Annotated in this window: 24 protein-coding genes; 11 read left to right on the top strand and 13 right to left on the bottom strand. The window is 63.1% G+C overall.

Going from position 1 to position 24,887, the window contains the following annotated elements:
- The 5 genes from VFA60_15770 to VFA60_15790 form a co-directional block, all read right to left on the bottom strand.
- A partial coding sequence (locus VFA60_15770) for a hypothetical protein (GenBank protein ID HZQ93250.1) occupies positions 1 to 209 on the bottom strand: 209 nt, incomplete at its 3' end.
- A complete protein-coding gene (locus tag VFA60_15775; GenBank protein ID HZQ93251.1) occupies positions 206 to 1,204 on the bottom strand; it encodes a VOC family protein in 999 nt (332 codons plus the stop codon). The genes VFA60_15770 and VFA60_15775, both read right to left, overlap by 4 nt.
- Before the next feature lie 35 nt (positions 1,205 to 1,239).
- Complete coding sequence (locus tag VFA60_15780; GenBank protein HZQ93252.1) at positions 1,240 to 2,880, bottom strand: GMC family oxidoreductase; 1,641 nt, start codon at positions 2,878 to 2,880, stop codon at positions 1,240 to 1,242.
- Between the two features lie 33 nt (positions 2,881 to 2,913).
- Entirely contained in the window at positions 2,914 to 3,801 is an 888-nt protein-coding gene (locus tag VFA60_15785) for a DM13 domain-containing protein (protein HZQ93253.1), read from the bottom strand.
- A 14-nt stretch (positions 3,802 to 3,815) separates the two neighbouring features.
- On the bottom strand, positions 3,816 to 4,874 hold the full coding sequence (locus VFA60_15790; GenBank protein ID HZQ93254.1) for an aquaporin: 1,059 nt from the start codon (positions 4,872 to 4,874) through the stop codon (positions 3,816 to 3,818).
- Between the two features lie 212 nt (positions 4,875 to 5,086).
- On the opposite strand from VFA60_15790, the gene VFA60_15795 reads away from it, so the two are divergent.
- From VFA60_15795 to VFA60_15825, 7 genes are all read left to right on the top strand, one after another.
- Positions 5,087 to 5,731, top strand: coding sequence for a sigma-70 family RNA polymerase sigma factor (locus VFA60_15795; protein ID HZQ93255.1), 645 nt, complete (start codon positions 5,087 to 5,089; stop codon positions 5,729 to 5,731).
- Between the two features lie 25 nt (positions 5,732 to 5,756).
- Positions 5,757 to 6,605 (top strand): MEDS domain-containing protein, encoded by an 849-nt coding sequence (locus VFA60_15800; protein ID HZQ93256.1) that lies wholly within the window; start codon positions 5,757 to 5,759, stop codon positions 6,603 to 6,605.
- A 23-nt stretch (positions 6,606 to 6,628) separates the two neighbouring features.
- Positions 6,629 to 6,874 carry a zf-HC2 domain-containing protein gene (locus VFA60_15805; protein HZQ93257.1) on the top strand — a complete coding sequence of 82 codons (246 nt, stop codon included), beginning with the start codon at positions 6,629 to 6,631 and terminating at the stop codon, positions 6,872 to 6,874.
- Between the two features lie 227 nt (positions 6,875 to 7,101).
- Complete coding sequence (locus VFA60_15810) at positions 7,102 to 7,530, top strand: hypothetical protein (GenBank protein HZQ93258.1); 429 nt, start codon at positions 7,102 to 7,104, stop codon at positions 7,528 to 7,530.
- Between the two features lie 62 nt (positions 7,531 to 7,592).
- Positions 7,593 to 8,513 (top strand): heme-binding protein, encoded by a 921-nt coding sequence (locus tag VFA60_15815; GenBank protein ID HZQ93259.1) that lies wholly within the window; start codon positions 7,593 to 7,595, stop codon positions 8,511 to 8,513.
- A gap of 9 nt (positions 8,514 to 8,522) precedes the next feature.
- Positions 8,523 to 10,124, top strand: a complete 1,602-nt coding sequence (locus VFA60_15820) for an SMP-30/gluconolactonase/LRE family protein (protein ID HZQ93260.1) — start codon at positions 8,523 to 8,525, stop codon at positions 10,122 to 10,124.
- Between the two features lie 16 nt (positions 10,125 to 10,140).
- Positions 10,141 to 10,632 carry a DUF417 family protein gene (locus tag VFA60_15825; protein ID HZQ93261.1) on the top strand — a complete coding sequence of 164 codons (492 nt, stop codon included), beginning with the start codon at positions 10,141 to 10,143 and terminating at the stop codon, positions 10,630 to 10,632.
- Here the strand turns inward: VFA60_15825 and VFA60_15830 are convergent.
- The 6 genes from VFA60_15830 to VFA60_15855 all read right to left on the bottom strand — a co-directional run bounded on the left by VFA60_15830 (position 10,629) and on the right by VFA60_15855 (position 18,976).
- Positions 10,629 to 11,078: a nuclear transport factor 2 family protein gene (locus VFA60_15830; GenBank protein HZQ93262.1), complete on the bottom strand. Its 450-nt coding sequence runs from the start codon at positions 11,076 to 11,078 to the stop codon at positions 10,629 to 10,631. The genes VFA60_15825 and VFA60_15830 overlap by 4 nt on opposite strands.
- Positions 11,079 to 11,198: 120 nt before the next feature.
- Positions 11,199 to 13,157 carry a sialidase family protein gene (locus tag VFA60_15835; GenBank protein ID HZQ93263.1) on the bottom strand — a complete coding sequence of 653 codons (1,959 nt, stop codon included), beginning with the start codon at positions 13,155 to 13,157 and terminating at the stop codon, positions 11,199 to 11,201.
- Positions 13,158 to 13,236: 79 nt separating this feature from the next.
- Complete coding sequence (locus VFA60_15840) at positions 13,237 to 16,413, bottom strand: TonB-dependent receptor (protein ID HZQ93264.1); 3,177 nt, start codon at positions 16,411 to 16,413, stop codon at positions 13,237 to 13,239.
- A gap of 82 nt (positions 16,414 to 16,495) precedes the next feature.
- On the bottom strand, positions 16,496 to 17,776 hold the full coding sequence (locus tag VFA60_15845) for a hypothetical protein (protein HZQ93265.1): 1,281 nt from the start codon (positions 17,774 to 17,776) through the stop codon (positions 16,496 to 16,498).
- A gap of 22 nt (positions 17,777 to 17,798) precedes the next feature.
- Entirely contained in the window at positions 17,799 to 18,347 is a 549-nt protein-coding gene (locus VFA60_15850; protein HZQ93266.1) for an RNA polymerase sigma factor, read from the bottom strand.
- Between the two features lie 236 nt (positions 18,348 to 18,583).
- Positions 18,584 to 18,976 carry a hypothetical protein gene (locus VFA60_15855; GenBank protein HZQ93267.1) on the bottom strand — a complete coding sequence of 131 codons (393 nt, stop codon included), beginning with the start codon at positions 18,974 to 18,976 and terminating at the stop codon, positions 18,584 to 18,586.
- Positions 18,977 to 18,985: 9 nt separating this feature from the next.
- Between VFA60_15855 and VFA60_15860 the strand changes: the two genes are divergently transcribed.
- Together VFA60_15860 and VFA60_15865 are read left to right on the top strand one after the other, a co-directional pair.
- Positions 18,986 to 19,978 carry a Gfo/Idh/MocA family oxidoreductase gene (locus VFA60_15860; protein HZQ93268.1) on the top strand — a complete coding sequence of 331 codons (993 nt, stop codon included), beginning with the start codon at positions 18,986 to 18,988 and terminating at the stop codon, positions 19,976 to 19,978.
- A gap of 141 nt (positions 19,979 to 20,119) precedes the next feature.
- Positions 20,120 to 21,640 (top strand): M20/M25/M40 family metallo-hydrolase, encoded by a 1,521-nt coding sequence (locus VFA60_15865; GenBank protein ID HZQ93269.1) that lies wholly within the window; start codon positions 20,120 to 20,122, stop codon positions 21,638 to 21,640.
- A 97-nt stretch (positions 21,641 to 21,737) separates the two neighbouring features.
- Here the strand turns inward: VFA60_15865 and VFA60_15870 are convergent, their stop codons facing one another.
- Together VFA60_15870 and VFA60_15875 are read right to left on the bottom strand one after the other, a co-directional pair.
- Positions 21,738 to 22,067: a redoxin domain-containing protein gene (locus tag VFA60_15870; protein ID HZQ93270.1), complete on the bottom strand. Its 330-nt coding sequence runs from the start codon at positions 22,065 to 22,067 to the stop codon at positions 21,738 to 21,740.
- 9 nt (positions 22,068 to 22,076) lie between these two features.
- The gene (locus VFA60_15875) at positions 22,077 to 22,331 is read right to left on the bottom strand and encodes a hypothetical protein (GenBank protein ID HZQ93271.1); all 255 of its coding nucleotides are present in this window, start codon (positions 22,329 to 22,331) and stop codon (positions 22,077 to 22,079) included.
- A gap of 102 nt (positions 22,332 to 22,433) precedes the next feature.
- Here VFA60_15875 and VFA60_15880 point away from each other — a divergent pair, with 102 nt between their 5' ends.
- Both VFA60_15880 and VFA60_15885 read left to right on the top strand, forming a co-directional pair.
- Positions 22,434 to 23,090 carry a TetR/AcrR family transcriptional regulator gene (locus tag VFA60_15880; GenBank protein ID HZQ93272.1) on the top strand — a complete coding sequence of 219 codons (657 nt, stop codon included), beginning with the start codon at positions 22,434 to 22,436 and terminating at the stop codon, positions 23,088 to 23,090.
- Complete coding sequence (locus VFA60_15885; protein ID HZQ93273.1) at positions 23,071 to 24,879, top strand: long-chain fatty acid--CoA ligase; 1,809 nt, start codon at positions 23,071 to 23,073, stop codon at positions 24,877 to 24,879. Before VFA60_15880 ends, VFA60_15885 begins: the two co-directional genes overlap by 20 nt.
- The last annotated feature ends 8 nt before the right edge of the window (positions 24,880 to 24,887 follow it).

Here is a 24,887-nt window from a genome sequence, read left to right on the forward strand (position 1 = left end):
AAATACTCCCAGGCGGTGCCGTAAGGGCTGTAGTCCTCGCGTACCGTCCCCCAGGCGCGCTCACTCAGGTACGGGCCCCAGCGCTTCCAGTGCCGGGTGCGCTCGCGGCTTTCGGTGAGGCGTTCATCAACGGCGCAGCCCATCTTGCTTCGCGCGCCGTTGCCGCGGCTGGTCGTCTTTTCTAAATCGAATGTCGGCTTCGGGGTCATTTCTGCACCAGTTGGACCGCGTGCCCGTCGGGATCCCGCACCATCACTCCTCGCGAGAACCCCAGCTCGGAACGCGCGAGCGCGGTCACATCTGGAGATTCGAAGCGAGCGTGAATGTTTCGCAGAATCTGCGAGGCGCGGCCGGTATCGGGCGAAATAAATCGCGTGCTCCAATGGCCAAGGTCACTGGCGCGCCAGTCGGCGGGATAGGGCCGGCCGTCACGAGGAGCCAGGTACTCGAGCAGCTCAACGCCAGGGCCGGATGCAGCTCGCAAGGCAGTGATGCGCAGCCGCGCACCGAAGACGTTGTTGAGGTGCTCCTGCTCGGTGCCGTAGTTCTCGCTCTCGCCGGCAACACGCATCCCGAGCGCGTCACGGTAGAAAACCAGGCTCGCGCCGGTGTCGCTGACCGTGATGGCCGTGTGGTCGATGCCGAGAAAGAGCGCGCTGGTGCTCTGCCACTTTGGATCGCCCTTCCCTGCCGGAAAATGCAAGACCTCGAGCGCGTGGCCGTCAGGATCTTTGAAATAAAACGCCTCGATGCCGCCGGCGTTCCTGTTCCACTCGGGCAGGCGCTGCGGACCGCTGGAGGCGTGGCGCACGTTGTGCGCGCGAAGATGGGCGTAAGCCTTCTGCATGTCGCTGGTGATGATCGCGACGTGCTGGAACCAGCGATCGTTGCTGCGCGAGTCAACCGGCAGAGGTCGCCCTTCCGGAGCGAGAAACTGCGCCAGCTCGATGAACTCGCCGCCGAGTTGCATGCGGACTATGCGGACTCGCAGGCCAAAGACGCCGGTGAAGTGTTCCCAGTCATTGCCGGCGAGCTCCACGTCGGAAACTTTGCGGAACGAGAGCACTCCGGAGTAGAAGTCCACGGCGCGCTCCATGTCGCTCACCGTGATGCCGACCGAATCGAGCGCGATGACAGCCGGTTGGGTTTGCGCGGCAAGCGGCAGCGCAAAGACCAGCAGCAGCGCCAGAGGCAGTACGCGCACGCTCGTGCCGCGAATTCGATGCGAAGCGGCCATCGTCAGCGCGCGACCCCTGCGGCTTCGATCTCGGCGCTCGCGGCCTTCTCACGCTGAACCATCGCTTCACCGCGCACGCCCATGCGGTTGAGCAGGTGATCGCCGACGCGCAGCGCATTCGCCATGATGGTCAGCGCCGGATTCACCGCGCCGCTCGACGGGAAGAAGCTGCCGTCAACCACGTACAGGTTGTCGAGTTCGTGGGCTTTGCAGTTGACGTCGAGCACGCTCGTCTTCGGATCGCGGCCGAAGCGGATTGTGCCGTTCTGGTGCGCGACCCCGGCGAGCGGGATCTTCTGCCCGACAAACAGGCTGCGGTCAAACAGGCCTTCGTGGCAGTTGTTGCCATGAATGTCACAAACAGTGTGCTTCATCAGATGCTGGAGCTTGGCGCGCAGGCGGTCGTGCCCCTCCGTGTTGTTGGGTGTGTAGCTGAGCACGATCTCGCCCCTTGTGTTCACGGTGACGCGGTTATTCGGATCGGGCAGGTCTTCCGACGTGAGCCAGAAGTCGAGCGAGTGCTTGGCCATCAATTCGAGCGTGAAGCCCGGCGCAATTTTCGGCGCGCCCGCGCGCAGCGCCTGCGCATCGAGCTTGCCGACGAACGAGATGTGTCCCATCGGGTACTGCCAGTCCTTTGAGCCGAAGTAGAAGTCGTTCACCGCCAGTGTTTTCTGGAAGATGGTCGGGTTAGGACACTTCGAGATCGCCATGACGACCGAATTGACGTGCCCCATGTAGTGACGGCCAACAAAGTCAGACCCGTTCGCCAGCCCGTTCGGATGCTTCTCGTTCGCCGAGCGCAACAGCAGCGCCGCTGAATTGATGGCGCCGCACGACGACACGACGACGTCGGCAGTGAAGCGCAGTTTTTCACCGTTGCGCTCCACCTGGACAGCGCTGACCGAGCGCCCGGAGGCGTCGGTTTCGAGCCTGGCGACGTACGCGTTCGTGAGCATTTCGACGTTCGGATGCTCGAGCGCCGGGTCAACACAGACAACCTGGGCGTCACTCTTCGCGTAAACCAGGCAGGGGAAACCGTCGCAGGTGTTGCAGCGAATGCAGCGGCTCTTGTGGGCGTCACTCTCGTTCAGCATCACGCCCAGCGGCACGTGGAAGGGCCTCAGTCCCTGCGCCGAGAACTGGTTGCTGAGCGCCTGGATGCGCGGCTCGTGGCTCACCGCCGGAAACGGATACGGTCCGCTGGACGGCGGATCGGTTGGATCTTCTCCGCGCGTACCGTGCACGCTGTACAGGCGCTCTGCTTCGGCATAGTAAGGCTCGAGGTCCCCGTACGAGATCGGCCATTCCGGCGAGATGCCGCCGGCGTGCCTGATCTCGCCAAAGTCTTCTTTGCGCAGACGGAACAGCGCCGCGCCGTAGAACTTGGTGTTTCCGCCCACGTAGTAGTTTGTGTGGGGATGGAGCGAGTGGCCGTCCTTGTCCTGCCAGCTCTCTTTGGTGTTGTAGCGTCCTTCGAGGTTCACAGCGCCCGAGTCCCAGTTCTGTTTTTCACGCCGGACGTAGTCGCCGCGCTCCAGCAGCAGGATCCGCTTGCCCGAGGGAGCCAGGCGGTACGCAAGCGTGCCGCCGCCGGCCCCCGTTCCGATGATGATCACGTCGTAGTGGTTATTGTTCGGCATGGAAGCCCCGCTCTCTCGGGCAACTACGGTTGACTAGCCTTGCTTCGGGGTCAACGGTGCGGTGGCGAAGTTGGCGCTGAAGCGGCGGCACCACACCGTCACGGCGCGGTACTTGGCCAGGTCAACATTCCCCGGCACTTCGTAGTTCTGGTCGCCCTGATTGCCTTTGAGCGCGCCCAAAGTGACGAAGCCGGCTTTCTTCACGGCGTCGCTGTCACTCGCATCGCCGGCCGCCACCAAATAGACCTGGAGGTCCGGGCCATTCGAAGTCGCGAAGTCGGTGAAGCGCAGCACTCGCTTGCCGTCGGGCAGTTGATAAATGGTGGCCGTGCCTTTCGTTTCGTGCAGCACAGTGTGAAAGTTGCCGGCCGCCAGCGGCGTCGGCCCGTTCATCGCCGCCGGAGACGCCGGCGTCATGCCCTCCTTCAAAGGCGCGGTGGTGAAGTTCCTGTTGAAGCGCTTGCACCACACCGTCACCGACTGGTATTTCGCCAAATCGGCATCGGCGGGCAGATCGTAATTCTGGTCGCCCTTGTTGCCCTTCAACGGGCCCAGGTCAACGAACGCGGCTTTTTTCACCGTGTCGCTGTCGGTCGCGTCGGCGGCCGCTACCAGATAAACGTAGAGCGCCGGTCCGTTCGATGTGGAGAACTCCGACAGGCGCAGCACGCGCTTGCCGTCGGCCAGCTTGTAGACCGTGGCCACGCCCGCGCCGTCATGCGCCACGCTGTGGAATCGGCCCGTCGCCAGCACCTGCTGCGCGTTGTCGGTCTGCGGCATGCCTGCCGCAGACGCACTGGTTGTGGGGAAGCTCTCGTTGACCGTCTTGTTCACCCACAGACGCTCGGGGCGGAATGCCGCCCACAGGCCTATGAGCACGACCACGGCAACTACGATGATGACAATCTTGCGGGTATTCATTGCGAAACTCTCCTTCAATTGGTTATTGCGGATTTGGCCTGTGGACCTTGTGCCTGCATCTCGCCAAAGCGGCAGTTGAAGATGCAACGCTTGTTGTTGTGGTGGTGGAGCTTGGCGCAGAAGACGTTGTCGTGCCCCTTGCCGACGAGGTATGCCTCGGCGGCCACAAGCATTCCCAGCGGCGGCGCCGTGAAGTAAATCCACGCTGCCGTCCAGAGCATGGCCGGCGCAGCCGACGCCGTGGTGCGCGCGGGATTCAGGCTGAATCCCGAGATCGGCGCTTCGAATGAGATGTAAGCGGCTACCAGGGCGCCTGCCAGCAGCCCGGTGTAACGCGACCAGACCGGATGGTTCGACGAGCGCAGCACCACCGTCATGGTGATCACCGCCATCACGAACTCGGCCATGAATGCCGGCCACGGGCCGTCGGGCCCGGGCACCGTGACCACGTAGTGCACCGCCGGATGCCGGATCCAGTCGCCGAAGATCAGGACGGCGATGAGCACACCCGCCAGCCCACCAAGAAATTGCGATGCTATATAGAAGACCGCGTCCCACCCCCTGATCTTCTTCAGGCGGAAGAAGGTGAGCGTGACCGAAGGATTCAGGTGCGCACCCGATTGCGCGCCGATCGGCGAATAGATGATGGCGATCAGCGTGCCCGCCATGGCGAAGCCGAACATCACGCGCCGTATCGTGGGCGTCGCGATCGCTTTTACGACCGGCGATGCTGGCAGCAGCAGCAGTGCGCCAAAGGCGCAAGCCGAAAACATGAACAGGCCGAGCCCGGCAGCTTCCATCAGGTACTCGGGCCAGTGCGCCCGCAGCGCCGCCGTGGACCCGGTGCGGGCAGAACCCCTGCGAGCTTTGTTCGCGGAAGGAGAGGAAGATGCGCCCGGCACGACAGCGCTGGTTGGCGGCGCGCCCCGGAGATTCTCGGTCCGCCTCACTGCCGGAGCGGGCTCCATGACCGCATCTTCACTCTTTGTCAGGGTGTGCATGCCGGATGCGATTCGGTATCCGGCGAATAGTTTCCGCCGCGATTCACTTTTTTTTTGGCCGGACCGTAACATCTGGCGCCCGGCGGAATCTCAGTCTGTGGAGTATGGGTGTCTCCACCACAAATCCGGCGGAACGCGGGACTGGACGAATGGCACGGAGGGCGAAGCCGCTGATTGCCGCTACCGTGACGGCCACATATAATCCAGCGGACGGCGAGTCGCGAACCGCCGCTGAATCTGCTTTACCCACCGCCGCGTACATGGGTCAGCCAGCGAAACTCGCCATGCCTGTCCCGACACCCGAGCCAACGCCCCATCTTTCAGAGCTGATCCGCCGCATCCGCGCCGGTGAAAGCGAGCTCTTCTACAGCCTGGTAAGGCCGCACGAGAAGGCGGTCTACATGGCCGCATACGGCGTTTTGAACAACCAGGCCGATGCGGAAGAGGTCGCGCAGGAAGCCGTGCTCAAGGCCTTCACGCACCTGGAGCAATTCCGCGGCGAGTCGAAGTTCAGCACCTGGCTCATCCAGATCACGATCAACGAAGCGCGCATTCGCTTGCGTAAAGACCGCCGCCACCTCTACGAGTCGGTGGACCAGGGCACAGAAACGGAAGAAGGCGACTACATGCCGCGCGACTTCGCGGACTGGCGCGACATCCCGTCGGAGTCGCTCCAACGCCGCGAGCTGCGTGAAGCCATCACGCGCGGGCTGGCCTCGCTGAAGCCCAAGTATCGTGAAGTGCTGGTGCTGCGCGACGTGCAGCATCGCAGCATCAAGGAAACAGCGGAGATCCTGGACATCACGGAGGCGACCGTTAAGACTCGGCTGCTGCGCGCGCGGTTGCAAATGCGCGACGCGCTCGCTCCCGGAATCGACGGCTCCTGGGCCACTGGCGCCGAGCAATATAAGAAGGTGCGGCCGTGGTAGCCGCTCAAGGATTGGAAGTACGCTGATGGCCGACGTTCACGAATTCGAGATCAGTTGCCGCGAAGTCTGGCGCGAAGTGTCGAACTACCTCGATGGCGACCTCGATGCAAAGCTTCGCGCACGCATCGAACGCCATCTGAAGCACTGCCGGCATTGCACCGCAGTCGTAAGCGGCACGGCCAACACGGTTCGTCTGATCGGCGACGAGCAGGCGTTCGAGCTGCCTGCCAGCTTCAGCAATCGCTTGCGAGGAAAGCTGCGCGACGCCGCTGCTGCCGTGTCCCGCGGGTCAATCACCCTCGGCATTACCGATGACCCGATCGAACTCGGCACGCACGTGATTCACTTCTGGGAAACGCAGGAGGAATTCCGCCGCGGCGTTCGCTTCCTCGAAATCGGATTGAGGGACCGCGATCACGGCGTGCTGTTCGGGCACGAAGAGGCCAACGAGCGCGTCCTTCGGCTGCTGCGTAACGCGGGGATAGATGTCGGGGAGCTCATTGCTTCCGGCCGCCTGCGGGTTCTGCCCCGTGAACTTCAGACGAGCGAAACCCTGGTCGCGATCGAAGGTGCTTTCAAAGACGCGATGCGCCAGAACGCCAGCGCGATCCGCTATCTCGGGAATCTGGGCGCTGGGAATCGCCCCTGGCCCGGCGGCGAAGATGGCGTACTCGAGCTGGAAGCCCGCGTAACCGGCCTCGCCAAGCGCTTCCCGTGCGTGATGGTCTGTATGTATGAGGTGAAGGCGCTCAGCGGCCGCATGGTGATGAAGGGCGGTTTCCACACGCACCCGTGGGTTGTCTGTGGACATGCACTGCACGCCAACTCGCTGTACATACCGGAATCGCAATTCCTTGGTTCGCTGCACATATAGGGACACGGAGAAGGGATCACACAGTGGCAGTAATTGAGATCAGTTGTCTGGAGGTCTGGAGAGAGATCTCGAACTACATTGACGGTGACCTCGATCCTGAATTGCGCGAGCGCATCGAGAACCACGTCAAGGTGTGCCACCACTGTGCCGCCATCCTTGATGGCACCAGCAACACCGTCCGCCTCCTCGCCGATGGCGAGGCCTTCGACCTTCCGACCGGCTTCAGCAAGCGGCTGTACTCCAAGTTGGACGATCATCTGAAAGAATAACGGCGCTCTCCGCTTCCGCCCTGTAGAACCGCAAGCGACTACTCACCCTGAGCCCACGCTTCTTGCGGGCCCGGAACCTAACGTATTGCCATGTGCGAACGGCTGAATCCACTACGGCTTCAGCTGTCCACTGTTCGCTCTCCACGGCGCCCTGAAACTTTTTCTCCTGCCCCGTATCCCACTCCGCCAGCAGCCCTCGGATACGAGAGCGCAAGGAGAGAGAGGCAATGAAATCCATTTATCGTATTGCGGCCGCACTGGTGCTCGGCGCCGTGTCCATTTCGCCGTCCATCGCCCAAATGGGCATGTCGCACACCAGTTCGCCGTTCCAGGGCCCGAAGGCGAACACGGGGACCGTTTCGCACAGCATGGAGAACGGCAGGAGCGTGCTCACGCTCTCCGACGATTTTGTGGCGCCCGGCACGCCCGACCCGCACTGGGCTGTCGTTGATTCAAAGGGGACCATGTATGTGCTGGATCGGCTCACGCTGAAGCCGCAGGGCATGGCGATGGAAGACCACGGCAAACAGCCCGATCGTTTCCAGAAAAAGATCACGGTGCCAGACTACGTGAAAGACGTGAAGAAGGTCGTGATCTGGTGCGCCTGGGCAGAAACCAATCTGGGCGAAGCGTCATTCAGTTCGGCTGTGAAATAGACAAATCCACTGACGGCTGGTGGCGCCTGCTTGGTCGCGCGGCCAGCCGTGAGGAAGTCACCATGAAGACACGAATTTCATTTCTCACCTTGGCGCTGGCCGTTCTGAGCACGCAAGCAACGGCGCAGGTCGCCGATAAGAAAGCGCTCACCATCGAAGGCGCGCGCAAGATCATCGCCGCCGCCATCGCGGACGCCAAAAGCAAGAACACCACTGGCGTGATTGCCGTTGTGGACGAAGGCGGAAATCTGATGGCGCTCGAGCGCCTCGATGGCACGTTCGGCGCGGGCGCCAATGTTTCGATCGGCAAGGCCCGTACCGCCGTACTGTTCAGGAAGCCGACGCGCTTCTTCGAAGAGCTGGTCAACTCGAGCGGCAAGGGCCGCACCGTTATGACGGCCCTCAGCGACTTCACACCCCTTATCGGCGGCGTGCCGATCGAAGTGGACGGCCAGATTGTGGGAGGTGTCGGCGTGAGCGGCGCCGCGAGTGCCGCGCAGGACGAGGAGCTCGCCCTGGCGGGCGCCGCCGCGGCAAAGGCGTTCGCGGGCATGACTGCCTCCAGCTCCGGCACGAGTGGAAGCGCCGCGAAAACCGGGATGAGCAACTCGACGGCGAGGGTCAGCTACTTCCCCGCGGCGCAGGTCGCGGCGGCATTCGACAAAGGCGCGGTACTGTTCGATGGCCAAGGCCGGAACTACATGGTCCATGCCAGCCGTCGTGACGCGCCCGGCAAGGCTGAAATTCATACCCTGGACACCGACATCATCTACGTTCTCGGCGGCACGGCCACTTTCGTGACCGGCGGCACCGCTGTCGAGCCGGCGAACATCGCGGCCGATGAGATTCGAGGTTCCTCGATCACCAGCGGTGACACGCGCCAACTTGCCAAAGGCGACGTCATCATTGTTCCGAACGGCGTTCCCCACTGGTTCAAGGAAGTGAAGGGGCCGTTCACGTACTACGTGGTGAAGGTGCGCTAGGAGCCTGCTATGAAGCGCATCTTTGCTTTCGCCGCCACTTTGCTGTTCACCATCTTCCCTGCCGTCGCCCAGCATGTGCAAGATCCTCCGTTCGGGCGGCCTGAGGCGACGGTGGATCTCGCTACCCGCGAGGGCGCCGCCTTGGTGAACGGGCAGTGGCGATACAGCGACGTCAAGATCGTGGAGGTGGACGGGCGCGCAGTAGGGTCCGACTTGCGTCCGAGCGGCCCGCCGAATCGGACGTACGATTACACGCCCAAGGCGAATGGCGCCGGCTTCGACGACTCCGGCTGGCCGGCGATTGATCCGACCACGCTCGATGCCCGTCGCGGCAACGGCAAGGTCAGCTTCGCCTGGTACCGGATCAACGTTACGGTTCCGCCTAAGGTCGGCAGCTTCGATCCAACCGGTTCCACGCTCGCGTTCGAAATTGTGATCGACGACTATGCCGAGGTCTGGGTAGACGGCAAGCTCCCGCTCGTCCTCGGGCAAGCAGGCGGGCAAGTCATAAAGGGTTTCAACGCACCCAACAAAGTGATCCTCACGCGCAATGCGCGCCCGGGTCAGCGCTTCGAGATTGCCGTGTTCGGGATGAACGGCCCGATCAGCGCCTCGCCAAACAATTTCATCTGGATCAAGTCGGCCACTCTGGACTTCTACAAGCCCAGTGCCAACGACACACCGAGTGCGGGCAGGATTGAACGCATCGATCCTGCGATTGATCAGATCGTTCCACGCGAAGCCAAAATCGAGAAGCTTGCCGGCGGCTTCCTGTTCACCGAAGGTCCGGTGTGGGTGCGCGATGGCGGCTATCTGCTCTTCAGCGAGCCCGATAACAACCTGATCTGGCGCTACACACCCGACGGTGAACTATCCATCTACCGCACTCATTCCGGCTACAGCGGTCTCAACATCGGTGAATACCACCAGCCTGGGTCCAACGGCCTCACTCTCGACAAAGATGGCCGGCTCACCATCGACGAGCACGGCCGCCGGCGAGTGGTCCGCCTGGAGCGCAACGGCGTGGTCACAGTCCTCGCCGACCGATACGACGGCAAGCGGCTGAACAGTCCGAACGATCTCGTCTACAAGTCCGACGGCTCGCTCTACTTCACCGATCCGCCGTTCGGCCTCGCCAAGGTCTACGACGATCCGGCCAAGGAGCTTCCTTACAGCGGCGTCTTTCGCGTGGCGGATGGCCACATCACGCTGCTCACCAGGGAACTCAAGGGCCCCAACGGCATCGCGTTCTCCCCCGACGAGAAATATCTCTACGTCGGCAATTGGGATGAGCAGAAGAAAGTCGTAATGCGCTACGACGTGCAGCCTGACGGAACGCTCGCCAACGGCAAGGTGTTCGCTGATTTCACCAGCACGCCCGGCGAAGACGCGATCGATGGCCTGAAGGTGGATGAGCGCGGGGACGTTTATGTCTCCGGTCCCGGCGGGCTTTGGATCGTCTCGCCGGAAGGCAAGCGCCTGGGCACGATCGTTGCGGCCGAGCATCCGCACAACATGGCTTGGGGCGACGACGACGGCCGCACGCTCTACATGACGGCCCGCAGTGGTCTATACCGGATCCGTTTGAACGTGGCGGGCGTGCACCCTTGAAGGCCAGGAGAAAACGATGAGCACGGCAGGTCCCCAATCCATTCCCGTGGCTGCCCCGCGCGCCTTTGCCGGCGTCGAGAACGCAGGCAAGCTCATCGCACGTTGCGGGCTTGTCCTCGTGCTGGTGTGGATCGGCGCCATGAAGTTCACTGCCTACGAAGCCGAAGGCATCCGGCCGCTGGTCACCACCAGTCCGTTGCTGTCGTGGGCGTACAGCGTCTTCAGCGTGCGCGCGTTTTCGAACCTGCTGGGCATTGTCGAGATCTCGACCGGGTTGCTCATCGCGCTGCGGTTCGTTTCCGCGCGTGCAGCCGCGATCGGCAGCGTGCTTGCGCTCGGCACCTTTCTGACGACGCTCAGCTTCCTGTTCTCGCTTCCCGGATGGGAGAAGAGTCTGGGTGGCTTCCCTGCTCTGAGCGGCAGCGGAGGCTTCCTGCTGAAGGACCTGGTGCTGCTTGGCGTGTCGGTCTGGTGCCTCGGCGAGGCGCTCCAGGCAATCCGGCGCTAGCTGGGCCCCGACTCGGCCCTTGCTTGGCGAAGTCGCTCATCGAGCATCTGCGGCGGCAGGTCGGCGTTGTTGATAAAGATGGCGATCCGCCATTTGCCGTCCGCACCCTTCTGCCAAACCTCCATGTAGCGTTGCCGCGTGGTGACCGGATCGCCGCCCGTTTTCGGTGTGAGCGTGAGTTCGTGCCATCCCCAGTCGTAGGCGACGTTACCAAATATCTGAATGTCGATAATGATTACGGCCAGTCGAGCTTCATATCGGGCGAATAGCTCTCGCACACGCCACTCCAGGGCGTTGCGGGCCTCTGCCCCGAAGAAGCTCGGCTCGCCAACGCTGAAGTCGGCGAAGCCATCGCCGAAAACCGAGAGTAGCCGGTGCACATCCCCAGTATTAAAAGCCTCGCGGTACTCGGTCTTGGCGACATTGATGGCGTAGATGTCATCCATGGCTCGGCCGGTGAATTCTAGTCCGGTGGACGGCTGACATCATCACCCGAAGTCAGATTTTTTACGTCAGGCGGAGGTCCGGCTGGCGCTCATGTCTTCTCCTGCGCCGCTCGATGAAATTTAGCGCTCAGCCTGCGATGTTGCGCCGCCCTTGGCTTGCCGGACCCTTGCGGTGACCTTGAAGCGCAAGGTCGGAAGCTCATCGGCCTTGGCCGGAGCTTTGATGCGCCACACAATGCTCTCGCTCACTCCACCGGCAGGCAGCGCCTCCCAATCCCGCAAGGCCGCCGCATAGGCAAAAGCTGCGCCCGCGCCGGTTTTTCCGTTCGGGGCGTTGAGGATGGAGCCATCAGGCGTGACCTGTTCGACCGCGACCACAATCGGCCCATAGATCGGCTGGTCAGACTTGTTCCTCAGCCGCACGGGAAGATCGAGGGCCCCCGCCGGCGCTGAATCCCGCAGAGGATCGAGCCACACCTCGATCTTGTCGCTCACATCAGCCTCGACCAAGGCGGGCGCTGGCTCGGCGGTTGCACTGGCGCTATCAAGATGGCCCGGGCGGTTGGACTCGGGGCGGGTAACGCGGACCGCCGCTGTCCAGACCTGATAGGTTCCCGTGCGCCCGTCTGTCCAAAAGGGACGAAACATCCCGTCCCGATCGGTGGCGAGCGCGAGATAGTCACCGCCGTTCACGCGTCCGCCGCCGTTGGTGAAGGAAATGGAACGGTTGTTGACGGCGGCGCCGATCACCTTGCCGAGAGCATCCGCCGGATAGGTTGGCTGAGAGCTGATCCGAACCGGCGGCAGGAAATTCTCGCCGCCGTCGAGCGACACTGAGAGATAGCGGTGAACCAAAGGTGTTTCCCTGCCGGCCGGAGTTTCGCGCGTGTCTGAGAAGGAGACGGCGAGAATGCCCTCGTTATTCACCGCCACCGAGGGCATGAACTGATCGCCGGCGGTAAGGCTCCCGGCGTAGATCATGCTCGGCTTCGACCAGGTTTGGCCGCGGTCGGAGGAGTAGGACAGCATCACGCGAGCATGGTGCTCTTCCGGATACTGGTCGGTGTACTTCTGGGGGCCTGTTGTCGGGCTGTAGAAGCGGTCAGCCCACACCATGTAGACCCGGTCCCTGAACGCGCCGTTGGAATTATCGATGGCGAAGAACGGAAAAATCATGAACGGTCCCAGGAGTTCCGCGCCACCCTGGAGTTTGAATTTTTGCGGCGCGGAGAACGTCGCTCCGCCGTCCTTCGAAGTAGCGAACCAGTAGTGATACTTCTTGCGCTCGCGCAGCTCCGGAGTCGTTCCCTTCGGCATGTCGTTGGGAAACTCCACGTAGGGAACGAAGAGCTCGCCATCGGTGAACAGCGCAGGATTCATGGCGTTGATGCCGCGCGTGGGCATGTCGTGGTTGTTGGCGACATCGACGAAGCCGATCCATGTGCGGCCATCGTCGTGCGAACGGATGACGCCCACGTGATAGTCGAGCTTTGGATGACCTGGCTCTCCTCGTTTCCCATACAGGGCACTGACGTACACATTCCCCGCGAAGCGGCCGGTGGAGTGATCAACCACCACCTGCTCGTGATCACACATGGGCAGCGTCTGCACCTTGCTCCAGGTGGCGCCGCTGTTTTCAGAGCGGTAGAAGAGCAATCCGAGCTTCCCTTTCTCACTCTCGCCGAGGCTCATAAAGTAAGCGGTCCCCGTCCGCCCCCATGCCACCATGGGGTCGCCGCCGCCGAGCGCCTCGAGTTCCGGGTAGCGCACGCGCTTCCAGCTGTTCCCGCCGTCGCTGCTGCGGAACCCAACCGATTCCCACGGTCCATGCCGGCCGGCGGCCTGCTCACCATCCAGAGGGAACGCAGCGCGCGTCAGGATGCCACCGCCGAGCACATTCATCGGATTGGTCGGATCCACGGCAAACATGAGTTCCGCGATGATCCCGTCCGTCTGGGGACTCACCAGAACGTTCGGGCCTACGATTACCTTCACCTGATTGTCCGCGGCGATCTCAGAGCTGCCGAGCACGACGGGCGCGCACATCAACGCGATGGTGGCGACTACAGCGAGCTTCATGGGCATTCTCCTGTGCCCGCCGTGCGAAGTGCGCCCTCCCCCGGGCGAGCGCACTCCGCACGGCAGCAACCCTCAAACGTCAGAATGACAATCGTAGCGAGAACTGCATGGACCGCGGTCCACCCAGCTGATACAAGCCGTTGAACCCGGCGTTGGGCGCGGCAGTCCCTCCCAGCGCGGTTCGCAGCATCGTCGGCGGCACGCCAAACGTGCTGGGAATCGAGTAATCCGTGCCGGTGTTGCTGAAGCCGATGGGGAAGCCGAACATCGGATGGTTGAAGATGTTGAAGACCTCCCACCTGAACTGGAGCTTCAGTGCCTCGTTCAGATTGAAGTTGCGCCCCAGCGAGAAGTCGGTCTGGTAGATCGCCAGTTCGCGCAGCCGATTGCGGCCGAAATTGCCGTCACGCGCGGGAACGCCCGGCAGCCCGGGAAGCGACGGCGGATCTGTGAACGCGGCGGCGTTGAAGCGTCTTCCGCCCGGCACGGTCGGATCGTTCACGATAATCGGAACACCCGGAACCAGGTCAGGATGCGGCAGCGTCGCCAGGCCCTCGACCGTCACGACGGCTACCTTGCGGATGTCCACTGGCCTGCCGGTCTGGGCATGGGTCAGGCTGGAGATAGACCAATCGCGCAGTATCGGTTTCAGCGCCGGCGCCTTGACCGCCGGTACGTTGTAGGTCAGCGCCGCCGAGAAATTGTGCCTGATGTCGAAGTCCGCGTTCCCGCGCACGATGTCAAAGTTGAAGTTGTCGCTGGAGACAGCATCCAGGGCATGCGACCACGCGTAGTTGACCAGCGCCTGCAATCCGTGGGTGAGCGTGGTTTTGTACTGAGTCTGCAGCGAGTGGTAATCGCTGCTAGGTCCATTCGCGGAGAACGCGATCGACCCGAAGTTGGGATTCGGCCTGGGGCCGGTGGCCAGCCCCGCTGGCTGATTGAGTAACGGCGACATCAGCAGGTCGCGCCCGGCAGATGCAACATAGGAAAACGAAACCGCCTGCGACGATCCCAGCGCCTGCTCCAGGCTGACGTTCCAATGCAATGTGTACGGCAGCGCCAGGTCCTCGGCAAAGCCGCGAACGGTGCTGGTTGTCGGCAATGTGATGGGCGCGAAAGGCGGCGGAGCGGCGATCGCGCTAGCCGCAGGGAACGTAACGTTCGGCAGGATGGAGCTTCGGCTGAACGGCCACGCGTTTGCTGCCGTGCCAGTCCCCAGGTCGTAATAGACGCCGAATCCCCCGCGGAGCACGGTTTCATAACCGGCACGCTGCCGCAGGCGGTAAGCGGCTCCCAGCCGAGGCGCAAACGCGGCGTAGTAAGTCTTGAACAGCGGCGTGCCCGGGGGCGCCAGCGTCGCCTTGGTTACATCTTTTCCAACAATGCCGACGGCGAGCGCAGGGTTGTGCCCATCCGCCTCCGTCGGGGCCGGATTGATGTCCCAGCGCAGCCCCAGGTCGAGCGTTAGCCGGGGCGTCACTTTCCAGGTGTCCTGGGCATAGGTAGCAACGTTCAAAAAGCGAGGACGCGCCGGCTGGAATGCGGCCACCAGAAACAGATTGGCGGCCCCGCTGGCGACGTTGGCTTCCGTAAGGTAGTTGTAGACGTGCTGGTCCTGGGCGGCGTAGTAAGGCGCCAGGCGGCGAATGTCGACGCCGAACTTGAAGTGATGCGCGCCCTTCAGCAACGAAACGTTGTCGACGATGTTGAACTGCCGCTGCACGTTATCGGAGAACAACCCCTGCAGCGTCAGGCCGACATTCTGGCCGCTGAGAATAAAACTGATGTTCCCCGTGCCGGGAAAGCCGCTGGTCATGTAGAGCGGGTCCACCGGAACGCCGCCGTTCAACGCGCGCTGCGACCCGATCTCGGGTGTTCCCTGCCGGCTGTAGTTGAAACGCAGCTCGTTGTTCAGGCTGGGTGTGAACGCCGAAGTTGCACCCAGCGTCAGGGTCGAAGTGTGCGCCTCGATGGCAATCACGCTGAAAGAGCCGCTTTCGTTGCGCGAGGGAGAAACGTTGTAGCGGCCGAAGAGCGTCAGCTTGCTGTTGACGATGTGGTCCAGGCGGACGCTGGTCGCGTCGGAAGATCCTCGATTGGAGACGCCGAAACTGAAAGGCGCAAAACCGCTCGGCTGGCCGCCCGCGGTAAGCAGTTCCGGCCCGGTGGGCAGGGGGAACGCGTTCATCACGGGCTTCAGCCCCGCCGAGGCGAGCGTGCGAAGCCTCAGAGACGGGACGTTCTGTGTGCCGACGAACGGCAGCACCAGCCGCTGGCCTTCATACGAAAAGAAGAAGAAGCTGCGATTGTGGCCGTCATAGATCCGCGGGATGAAGATCGGGCCGCTGAAGGTTCCGCCATACTGGTTTTGGCGGAGCGCCGGCTTGGGCGCCGGTTTCTTGTTGAACCAGTCGCGCGCATCGAGCGCATCGTTCCGCAAGTAGTCGAACGCAGTGCCGTGAAATGCGTTCGTCCCTGATCGGGTCACCACCGACACTTGCCCGCCGGGCTGGCGGCCCGATTCGGCCGTGTACGAGGAGGTCTGGATTCTGAATTCCTCCAGCGCATCCACCGACACCAGGTTGTTGGTGCCGCCCAGGGCGCTCAATCCAGGATATCCGCCTGCCAGCGCCAGGTTCGTGGCGCTTCCCAGGATCGGACTCGAGCCGATGTTGGCGCTCACGCCGTCCACGATGAAGTAGTTGGTACCGGCTCTCTGCCCGTTCACACTGAACTGCCCCAGGTCGGTGCTGAAGGAGGCGGCGGAAACGGTTGCGCCCGGCGTAAGTAACACAAGCGACTGGAAGCTGCGCCCGTTCAGCGGCAGGTTGCCCACGAAGTTGCGGTCCACAACCGTCCCGACGGCTGACGACTCAGTGTTGATGAGCGGCGCGCCGGCCGACACGGTAATGCTCTCCGAGGCGGCGCCGACGGGGAGAGCGAAGTTGATCGCGAGCACGTCCTGCACGTGCAGCGTGACGTCCGGCTTGAGCGCCGTCTTGAACCCCTGCTTGGATACTTCGATCTGATAGGTGCCCGGCGCAAGGTTCGTGACGCTGTAAATGCCTTCACCATTGGTCTGCGTGGTTGACCGGCTTCCCTTTTCCACGTCAGCAATGGTCACCTTTGCGCCCGCAATCACGGCCTGCGATGCGTCCACCACGCGGCCTGTAATCGTGGCGCCCGTGCTCTGCGCGGTTGCGACGGCAGAAAGAAGCAGACAAAGGAAGAGTAAGGCAGCACAACCGCGCATGCAGGGCCTCCTGTTGGGAAGGTTCACGGCTTTCCTGCATGTACGGCGGGGCCTGCCGACTCTGTACCACCGCTGTTCAAGTTCACGGGTGGTTCGGCTTCGACCTGAGGGACGCGAACAGGAGCTGCTGACCGCTTGGCTTCTGGCTGCCGCCAGGCGGTTCGACGGTTACGAAGATGGCGTCAACCTGCGCCAGCGCCTTTGGATCGTCGAATTTCAGCACCCAGCGCTTGTTCGCTTCGTTGTCGAGATAGAAGATCCCCATGTTGAGCGGGCGTTTATCGGTGAACCCGCGCCGGCCCCAGGCCTGGAATATGCTGGCATCACGCAACGCAGGTTTCTGGTCCAGATCGAACGCGTAGAAAATGAGCGACTTCCCTTTCGTATAGAAAACGCGCCCGAAGGGCTTCTCCTTGTTACCGGCGCCATCCACGTCATAAACGTCGGCAATGTAGAGATCGCGGGCGCCCATCAATTCACGCACGTCGCGGTCCTGCGCCAGGAACTGCTTCGCCTGCTGATGTGAAATCTCGCTTTCGGCAAGGCGCGCCGTAAGCTCGTCGATGTGCTTCTGGAGCGCGGCTGTTTGCGTCGCTTCCGCCGACCGCGACTCGCGCAGCGCGTCGTACCTTGCTTGCACCAGCTGAAGCGCACCCTGCGCCTCCTGGACCCTTTTGGCGAGGGCGTCGCGTGCCTCGACCGCCGCTGCGTATTGCCCCTGCAGCGTCGAGATCTGCTGGCTTGCCTGCCGTGAGGATTCCGTTTGTTGCCTCCTCAGCGTTGAAATCTCACCCGTCCTGCGCTCCAGCTCTGTCGAAAGCCGCTTCACCTCGGCGGAGCGGCTCTCGAAGTCCTGCTCGAGCACGTCCTGCTGCTGTTTAAGGCGCTCGACTTCGGCACGCAGCGCGACTGAGGGTGGCGGCAGCGGCATGACGATCTCGACTGGCGCCGCGCGATGAGCAGTCACGTACGACGCAAGCGAGATCAAACCGATCAGGATCGCCGCGGCAGCGTAACGGATCTCCTGATACCAAGGTCGCCGCTGCCACCATTTCAATCCAGCTTGCCGGGCAGTCACTGTGGAGCGCAGCGGATGCTTGTGTGCGTACTCCCCGCTCTGCAGCCGTGCAAACAGTTCCTTCTTCGCCAATTCAGGCGACCACCCCGGCTCCGGCTGGTTTTCCGGCCCGTCGGGCATCAGCAGCGCCATTCCGGTGCGGGCGATCTCGCGATAGCGGTGAAGTTCCTCGCGGCAGTTGCCGCATTGCGCGAGATGGTCTTGCAGCCTGCTCCATTCATGGTCCGACAGTGATCCGGAAGTGGCCAGAGCGCACAATTCCGAATACTCCTCGTGGCGATTCATCTCTGGACCTTGCCGCTCTGGATTATGAGTCATGGTGCTCCCCGTTGACAGGTGTCACGCTGGCCCGCAGCCGATTGAGCGCCCGGTAGTAATAATGGCGGATGTTGCCAAGTGACTCGTTGAGCCGCTCGCTGATCTCGCGCAGCGTGTAGCCCTCAAAGAAATAGAGCTCGAGGGTTGCGCGTTGCTTGTCGCTGAGTTCGTTGAACGTGCTGCGCAGGCGCGATTCGTTCTGCCGCACCGCTGCCTGGTATTCCAGATCGCATGCCGCGCGGATCACCTCGACGAAGTCGTCGAGATTCCGGTCGTCGTAAAAACGATGCAGGTTCAGGTATTCGCGCCGGTCGAAAGCGCGGTGCGATGCGATCTGGCAGACCCAGGCCCGGAAACTGCCGCGCTTCGGATCGAAGAGCTGTGCCTTCTTGAAGACGTGCAGGAAGACGTCCTGGACCAGCTCCTGGGCTTCCCCGTGGTCCCGCAGCACTCGCACGCCGATGTTGAGGACCGTTCGGCCATATCGCTCCAATAGCTTGCCGAGCGCGGCATCGTCGCCCGCCTGCACGCGCAACATGAGCGCATCGTCTTCACATCGGATCGCGTCAGTGCGGCGCTCCGCATGGGATGCCTCGCCCCATAGGCCGATAGCCGAAAAAAACCGGTCTGAAGTTGACGAACTCACGCGTGTCGACACCGGACAACTGTTCTAAGGCGCGTGAATGTAGCACAGTCAGCCCAGGCCTGCCGCAGCGCTCGACAGAAATAAATTGTCAGAAATGCCTGGTACAGATTTGCCGCAACCACCCGTATTTACTGCACAGACGTTCCCCGCGCGCTGGCCTTCGCCTGGGACCGGATCCGTTCGTACAGGCTCGCAACCTCCGCAATCGGCACCCTGATCGGGCCTTCCTGCTCCAGCTTCAGCGACGTGGCCGCCGCCGCCCAGCAGGTTGCGTCTGCGGCGCTCGCCCTCAGCCGTTTGCCGACGTACGAAGCGATGCACGTGTCGCCGCGCCCCGAGCGGCCCAGCATGCGGCGCGGAGTGAAGTCGGCCTCGAAATACGCGCCCCCGGCAAGCACGAGCAGGCCATCGCGATGCGTCAGCACAATTTCCTTCGGTCTCATTTCCGCCAGCATCGCGGCAGCGCGCCGCAGATCGTGTTCCCCGGTGAGCGCGTGCGCCTCAACGGCATCGGTTTTCAACACGTCAATTTGCGAGAGCACCGCCGGCGGCGGCACGTTCCTGAGGCGAAGCTGGTCGCGGTCGCCGGGCGCGACCTGGCGAGAACCAAGCAGTTTGCTTCGCAACTTGACGTCGAGCACGCCTTCACCAGCCTCGAAGCCTTGCTCGATTGCAAGGGCGTGGAGGCAATCATTGTCGCCACGCCCACTGAACTTCATGCCCCCGCGGTCATCCGCTGCGCCGCCGCCGGCAAGCACGTTTTTTGCGAGAAGCCGCTCGCGCTCACGCTGGAAGAATCAGACAAGGCCATCGCGGCCGTGAAGCGCTCGGGCATCGTGCTGCACATCGCGCTCAATCGCCGCTTCGATCCGCCCTACGTCGAGGCGCGCCGCCGCATCCTCGCCGGCGACATCGGCACGCCCGCCGTGTTCCGCTCCATTTCCCGCGACCGCGAGCTGGCGCCCATCGAGTACTACAACACCGGCTCAGGGCCGCTCTTCGTCGACATGGGCATCCACGATTTCGACGTCGCCCGCTGGCTCACCATGGACGAAGTCGCCGAGGTCCACGCCTTCGGCGGAAATGTCGTCGCTCCCGAGCTGGCGAAATTCGGCGACACCGATGCCGGCCTCGCCAACCTCCGCTTCGAGAAAGGCGCCATCGGCAATATCGAGCTGTTCCGCCAGGCCAGGTACGGATACGACATCTACACCGAAGTTGTCGGCACCGACGGTGCGCTGCGCATCGGCGAGCTGCGCCACACCGCCGTCACCATCCTGAAGCAGGATGGCATTTCGCACGACGCTGTCGATGGTTTTCCAAATCGCTACCGCCAGGCCTTCCTCGACGAACTGGCTGCCTTTGTCCGGACGGTGCGCGAAGGGTCGGCATCCCTGGTGACCGGCGAAGACTCGCGCCGCGCGCTGGCCATCGCGCTCGCCGCCGACAAATCTCGCCGCGAGCACCGGGCCGCGCTGCTTTCGGAAACATCCGGCGCCAGCGCCGCACGTGGCAAGGCTTAGCGATTCCCGGCTGGCGCCTCGCTCTTCCGCCCTGTTTTGGCGGAGGGCGGGACTTGTGCCCATGTCTGCCTTTGTTTGGCATGATGGCGGCTTCCCTCCCTCGCTCGACATCTTGCACCCGCTTTATTTATCCTCCGCGCCATGACACCACTTGATCGCCGCGAATTCATCGCCACCGCTGCTGCCGCCGCCGCCGGCATGGCCCTCGGATCCGAAAACGCGCAAGCGCAGCAACCCGCCGCCGACCTGGCGCCCGTCGTCGCCGAAATCAGCAAGCGCCACGACGAAGCCGTGCAGCGCCTGCAGCACTGGATTCGGCAGCCCTCCATCGCCGCCGAGAACCGCGGCATGGAAGAGGGATGCGCGCTCACCATGCAGATGTTCCGCGACGCCGGCTTCCAGCAGGTCACGCGCATGCCTACCGACGGCCAGCCCGGCATCTTCGCCACGCTCGATGCCGGCGCGCCCAAAACGCTCGGCCTCTACTACATGTACGACGTCAAGCAGGTGGACCCGAGCGAGTGGTCGTCGCCGCCGTTCGAAGCGCGAATCGTCGACAGGCCCGGCCTGGGCAAGGTTCTTGTCGGGCGCGGCGCCGTCAACCAGAAGGGCCCCGAAGCCACGTTCCTCGCCGCCCTCCACGCCATCCGCGGCGCCGGACGCAAACTCCCCGTGAACCTGGTCATGGTCGCCGAAGGCGAGGAAGAAATCGGCTCGCCGCATTTCCCGCAGGTCGTCCGCAAACCCGAAGTGCTCGCCGCGCTGCGCAAGTGCGAAGGCATCTTCATGCCGCAGGCGTCGCAAGGACTCGACGGCAGCGTCACCATGACGCTCGGCGCCAAAGGCGTCGTCGAACTGGAGCTGGTCTCCAGCGGCGAGCGCTGGGGACGCGGCCCCAAGCTCGACATCCACAGCAGCAACAAGGCACGCGTCGATTCGCCGGCCTGGCACCTGGTGCAGGCGCTGGCCACGCTCGTCTCGCCCGATGGCAACGACCCGGCGGTTGAAGGCTTCGCGGCTGCCGCGCGCCCGCTCTCACCCGCCGAGAAAAACATGATCGCCGAGGCCGCGCGCCGCCTCGACGAGAACAGCGTGAAGAAGCAGCTCGGAGTGCAGCACTGGATTCACGACGTCAGCTTCGTCGAGTCACTGGAAATGCTGATGTCGCGCCCGACCATCAACATCGAAGGCCTGGTCGGCGGCTACACCGGCCCGGGCGGCAAAACCATTCTTCCGCACCGCGCCGTCGCCAAAATCGACATGCGCCTCGTGCCCGACATGACCGCCGACGCCGCCCTCGCCGCCCTCAAGGCACACCTCGCGAAGAAGGGCTACGGCGATATCGAGGTCAACATGACCGGCGGCTACGATCCGAACAGCACCGCGCTTGATTCGAAGATGATTCAGACTGAGCGCGCCGTGTATCGCAAGCTGGGCGTGGATCCCATCGTGCTGCCGCGCAACGCCGGATCATGGCCGGGATACATCTTCACCGGCGACCCGCTGCGCATGGCCGCAGGCCACTTCGGCATGGGACACGGCAGCGGCGCCCATGCGCCCGACGAGTACTACGTCATCGAGTCGGCCAATCCGAAGATTCAGGGAATGGACGGCGCCGTCCGCTCGCACGTGGAATTTCTCTACGAACTGGCGCGGAGTTAAGACAGGCCTTTCACACGAAGGACACAAGGTGCACACAAAGGGCTTCAGATAACGCTCCCTTGTGTGCAGCTTGTGTCCTTCGTGTGAAACGAGGTTGTTATTGTTTCAACTTCTGCCGCTCACAAGCCGCCACGATCTTCGTTGGGTCCACGGCCTCGCGATCCACCGATTCCTCGATGACCCGACCGTCCTTGCCGATCAGGAACGTCGCGCGGCGCGCCGACTTCATCTTGACGCCTTTGACGTCGCGTTCTTCCAATAGGCCGTACTCGTCGATCGTCTTGCCCGACATGTCGCTGAGCAGCGGGAAGCTGACGCCGTTCTGCAGGCCGAAGTTGTAGTTGGCGAATGGGCTGTCAATGCTTACACCCAGCACCTGGGTGTCGGCGGCCTCCAGCTTCTGAATGTTCTGCTGGAAGGCCCTCATCTCGGCCGTTCAACCGCCGGTGAAGGCGAAGACGTAGAACGCCAGCGCGACGTTCTTCTTGCCCTTGAAGTCGTGCAGCGAAACCGGCTTCACGCCCTGCCCGTCGAATGCGATGAGGGTAAAGTCGGGCGCCACGTCGCCGACCTTGATCTTGGGAGGAGGCGGCGGCGCTTTGGCGGCGTCCTTCTTCTCCTGTGCTGTGACCAGCGGAAGCAGTGACCCCGCCAGGAGCCACACTGCCGCCTTGCAGGCGAATCTACGCATTTGAGACCTCTGTGAGTTGCAACACAAGCTTACCAACCGGGTTGCGCGCAGCCAAGCTGAAAGATAAAGTGTCCGCCGGCCCTCCCGCCGGATTCGCAGCCCATGCCCAGGTCAAAACCAACCGCAAGCTCCGGCACCGCCGACTACCCTGCCGGCCGTGGTGGCGAAAAGTACCAGCGGATTCTTGACGCCGCCATCGCCGTCATCGCCGAAAACGGTTTCTTTCAGTCGCGCGTCTCTGAGATCGCCGAACGCGCCGGCGTCGCCGACGGCACCATCTACCTTTACTTCCGCAACAAGGAACAGGTCCTCATGGCGGCCATTGACGCCGCCTTCGGCGCCTTCCTGGAGCGCGCCCGCCGGGAACTCGAGCCTGCCAGCCCGCCGTCTGAAAAGCTGCGCCGCCTGGCCCGCCTGCACCTCGGCGCCCTCGGCTCGAACCGCGCCATGGCCATCGTCTTCCAGACCGAGCTGCGGCACAGCGCCAAGTTTCTGGCACAATTCTCCCAGCACAGCCTGGTGACCTACTTCGATATGATCCGCCAGGTCGTCCGTGAAGGACAGCAGCAGGGCGTCTTCCGCCGCGAGATCTCCGACAAGATCGCGGCCAACTGCTTCTTCGGCGCGCTCGACGAAATGGTCACCTCGTGGATGCTGAGCGATCGCGACTATCCCCTGGTCGGCGCCGCCGATGCGGTGGTCGACGTCATCGTGGCGGGACTGGAGACTCGGCCGGCAAATGGACCCTCGCAGCGTTAAGACGATCAACGACCTCTTCGCGCTGATCGTTGAGCGCAATCACCCCCGCGCCGTCCTCAACAATCCCGGCCTGCTCCAGCCAAGCTGGACGCCGCTCTCCTCCGCCGACATCTACTCCGACGTGCTCAGTGTCGCGCGAACATTGCAAAGCTGGGGCATCAACCGAGGCGAGCGGGTCTCCATCCTCGGCGAAAACCGCTACGAGTGGGCGGTCGCCGACTTCGCCTGCCTGGCGCTCGGCATCGTTGACGTGCCCATCTACCCCACGCTGACCGCCGACCAGACCGCCTTCATCCTCAACGACGCCGGCGTGCGCGCCATCTTCGTTTCCACAGCCGAGCAGTTGCAGAAGATTCTCTCTATCCGCGCTCAGACCGGACTGGAGAAAATCATCCTCATGGATCGCCCGTCGGCCGCGCTGCCCGCAGGCATCATCGCCATGCACGACCTGATTGGCCGCGGCCCGGTCGCCCGTGACGCGCAATTCGATGCAGCCACCCGCGCTGTCGCACCCGAAGACCTCGCCACCATCATCTACACCTCCGGCACCACGGGGACGCCCAAGGGCGTGATGCTCACGCACGGAAATCTGGCGTCGAATCTGGTGCACTCGCTCGAAGTGTTCGGCATTGACCAGCGCGACCTGGCGCTCTCATTCCTGCCGCTCTCGCACATCACGGCGCGCCACACCGATTACGCCATGTACCAGTACGGCGTCACCGTCGCCTACTGCACCGACATTCATCGGATCGCCGAGGTGATGCTCCAGCTGCGCCCCACGTTCTTCGTCTCCGTGCCGCGCCTCTACGAGAAAGTGCGCATCGAGGTTGAGCGCAAGACCTCCTCGGGCCTCAAGCGCAAGTTCTATGAGTGGGCATTGGGCGTCGGCCGGAAGCACGCCGCGGAAGTTATGAGCGGGCGTCGCCCAACTTCGCTTTCCTGGAAGCTCGCCCATGCCCTCGTCTTCTCCAAGATCGAGGCCGGTTTCGGCGGCCGCGGACGCATCTTTATTTCCGGCGGCGCTCCGCTCGGCCGCGAACTCGCCGAGTGGTATGCCTTCGTCGGCATTCGGGTCTGCGAGGGTTACGGCCTGACGGAAACCTCTCCCGTCGTCGCGCTCAACAACCCCAGGGCCTATAAGCTGGGCACCGTGGGCAAGCCACTGCCGAACGTGGAGTGTCGCATCGCCGAGGACGGCGAACTGCTCGTCCGCGGCCCCAGCGTCTTTCACGGATACTGGAAAAAGCCCGAGGAAACCCGCGCCGCCTTCGAAGACGGCTGGTTCCACACCGGCGACATGGGCTCCATCGACGCCGACGGCTTCCTCAGCATCACCGACCGCAAGAAAGACCTCATCAAGACGTCCGGCGGAAAGTTCGTCGCGCCGCAGCCCCTCGAGAACACCCTCAAGCTCAATCCCATGGTGGCGTATGCCGCCGTCATCGGCGACAAGCGCAGGTTCTGCTCGGTCATCATCGCCCCGAATTTTCCAGCGCTGGAAGAATGGGCCCACGCACAGGGCATCACGTTCTCCTCGCGCGAAGAGCTGGTGCAGGACGCAAAGACGCGCGCCTTCTACGAAAATCTGGTCGACGCCCTCAACCTGAACCTGGCGCAGTACGAAAAGCTCAAACGCGTGCTGCTCGTCCCCGACGAGTTCAGCATCGCCACCGGCGAGCTCACGCCCACGCTGAAACTCAAGCGCCGCGTGCTCGAAGACCGCTACCGCACGCTCATCGACGAGATGTACGCCACTGCCGTCGCGCCTGCTGCGGTGCCCTCGATATAGAATCGAGT

Source organism: Terriglobales bacterium, assembly GCA_035651995.1.
Classification (GTDB): domain Bacteria; phylum Acidobacteriota; class Terriglobia; order Terriglobales; family Acidobacteriaceae; genus DASRER01.

Coding starts and splice junctions, on each gene's coding strand:
- VFA60_15785 (HZQ93253.1), bottom strand. CDS start 3,801: ATGAATACCCGCAAGATTGTCATCATCGTAGTTGCCGTGGTCGTGCTC.
- VFA60_15820 (HZQ93260.1), top strand. CDS start 8,523: ATGAAGCGCATCTTTGCTTTCGCCGCCACTTTGCTGTTCACCATCTTC.
- VFA60_15865 (HZQ93269.1), top strand. CDS start 20,120: ATGACACCACTTGATCGCCGCGAATTCATCGCCACCGCTGCTGCCGCC.
- VFA60_15815 (HZQ93259.1), top strand. CDS start 7,593: ATGAAGACACGAATTTCATTTCTCACCTTGGCGCTGGCCGTTCTGAGC.
- VFA60_15810 (HZQ93258.1), top strand. CDS start 7,102: ATGAAATCCATTTATCGTATTGCGGCCGCACTGGTGCTCGGCGCCGTG.
- VFA60_15870 (HZQ93270.1), bottom strand. CDS start 22,067: ATGAGGGCCTTCCAGCAGAACATTCAGAAGCTGGAGGCCGCCGACACC.
- VFA60_15885 (HZQ93273.1), top strand. CDS start 23,071: ATGGACCCTCGCAGCGTTAAGACGATCAACGACCTCTTCGCGCTGATC.
- VFA60_15795 (HZQ93255.1), top strand. CDS start 5,087: ATGCCTGTCCCGACACCCGAGCCAACGCCCCATCTTTCAGAGCTGATC.
- VFA60_15825 (HZQ93261.1), top strand. CDS start 10,141: ATGAGCACGGCAGGTCCCCAATCCATTCCCGTGGCTGCCCCGCGCGCC.
- VFA60_15800 (HZQ93256.1), top strand. CDS start 5,757: ATGGCCGACGTTCACGAATTCGAGATCAGTTGCCGCGAAGTCTGGCGC.
- VFA60_15880 (HZQ93272.1), top strand. CDS start 22,434: ATGCCCAGGTCAAAACCAACCGCAAGCTCCGGCACCGCCGACTACCCT.
- VFA60_15830 (HZQ93262.1), bottom strand. CDS start 11,078: ATGGATGACATCTACGCCATCAATGTCGCCAAGACCGAGTACCGCGAG.
- VFA60_15875 (HZQ93271.1), bottom strand. CDS start 22,331: ATGCGTAGATTCGCCTGCAAGGCGGCAGTGTGGCTCCTGGCGGGGTCA.
- VFA60_15790 (HZQ93254.1), bottom strand. CDS start 4,874: ATGTTACGGTCCGGCCAAAAAAAAAGTGAATCGCGGCGGAAACTATTC.
- VFA60_15780 (HZQ93252.1), bottom strand. CDS start 2,880: ATGCCGAACAATAACCACTACGACGTGATCATCATCGGAACGGGGGCC.
- VFA60_15835 (HZQ93263.1), bottom strand. CDS start 13,157: ATGAAGCTCGCTGTAGTCGCCACCATCGCGTTGATGTGCGCGCCCGTC.
- VFA60_15840 (HZQ93264.1), bottom strand. CDS start 16,413: ATGCGCGGTTGTGCTGCCTTACTCTTCCTTTGTCTGCTTCTTTCTGCC.
- VFA60_15850 (HZQ93266.1), bottom strand. CDS start 18,347: ATGTTGCGCGTGCAGGCGGGCGACGATGCCGCGCTCGGCAAGCTATTG.
- VFA60_15845 (HZQ93265.1), bottom strand. CDS start 17,776: ATGAATCGCCACGAGGAGTATTCGGAATTGTGCGCTCTGGCCACTTCC.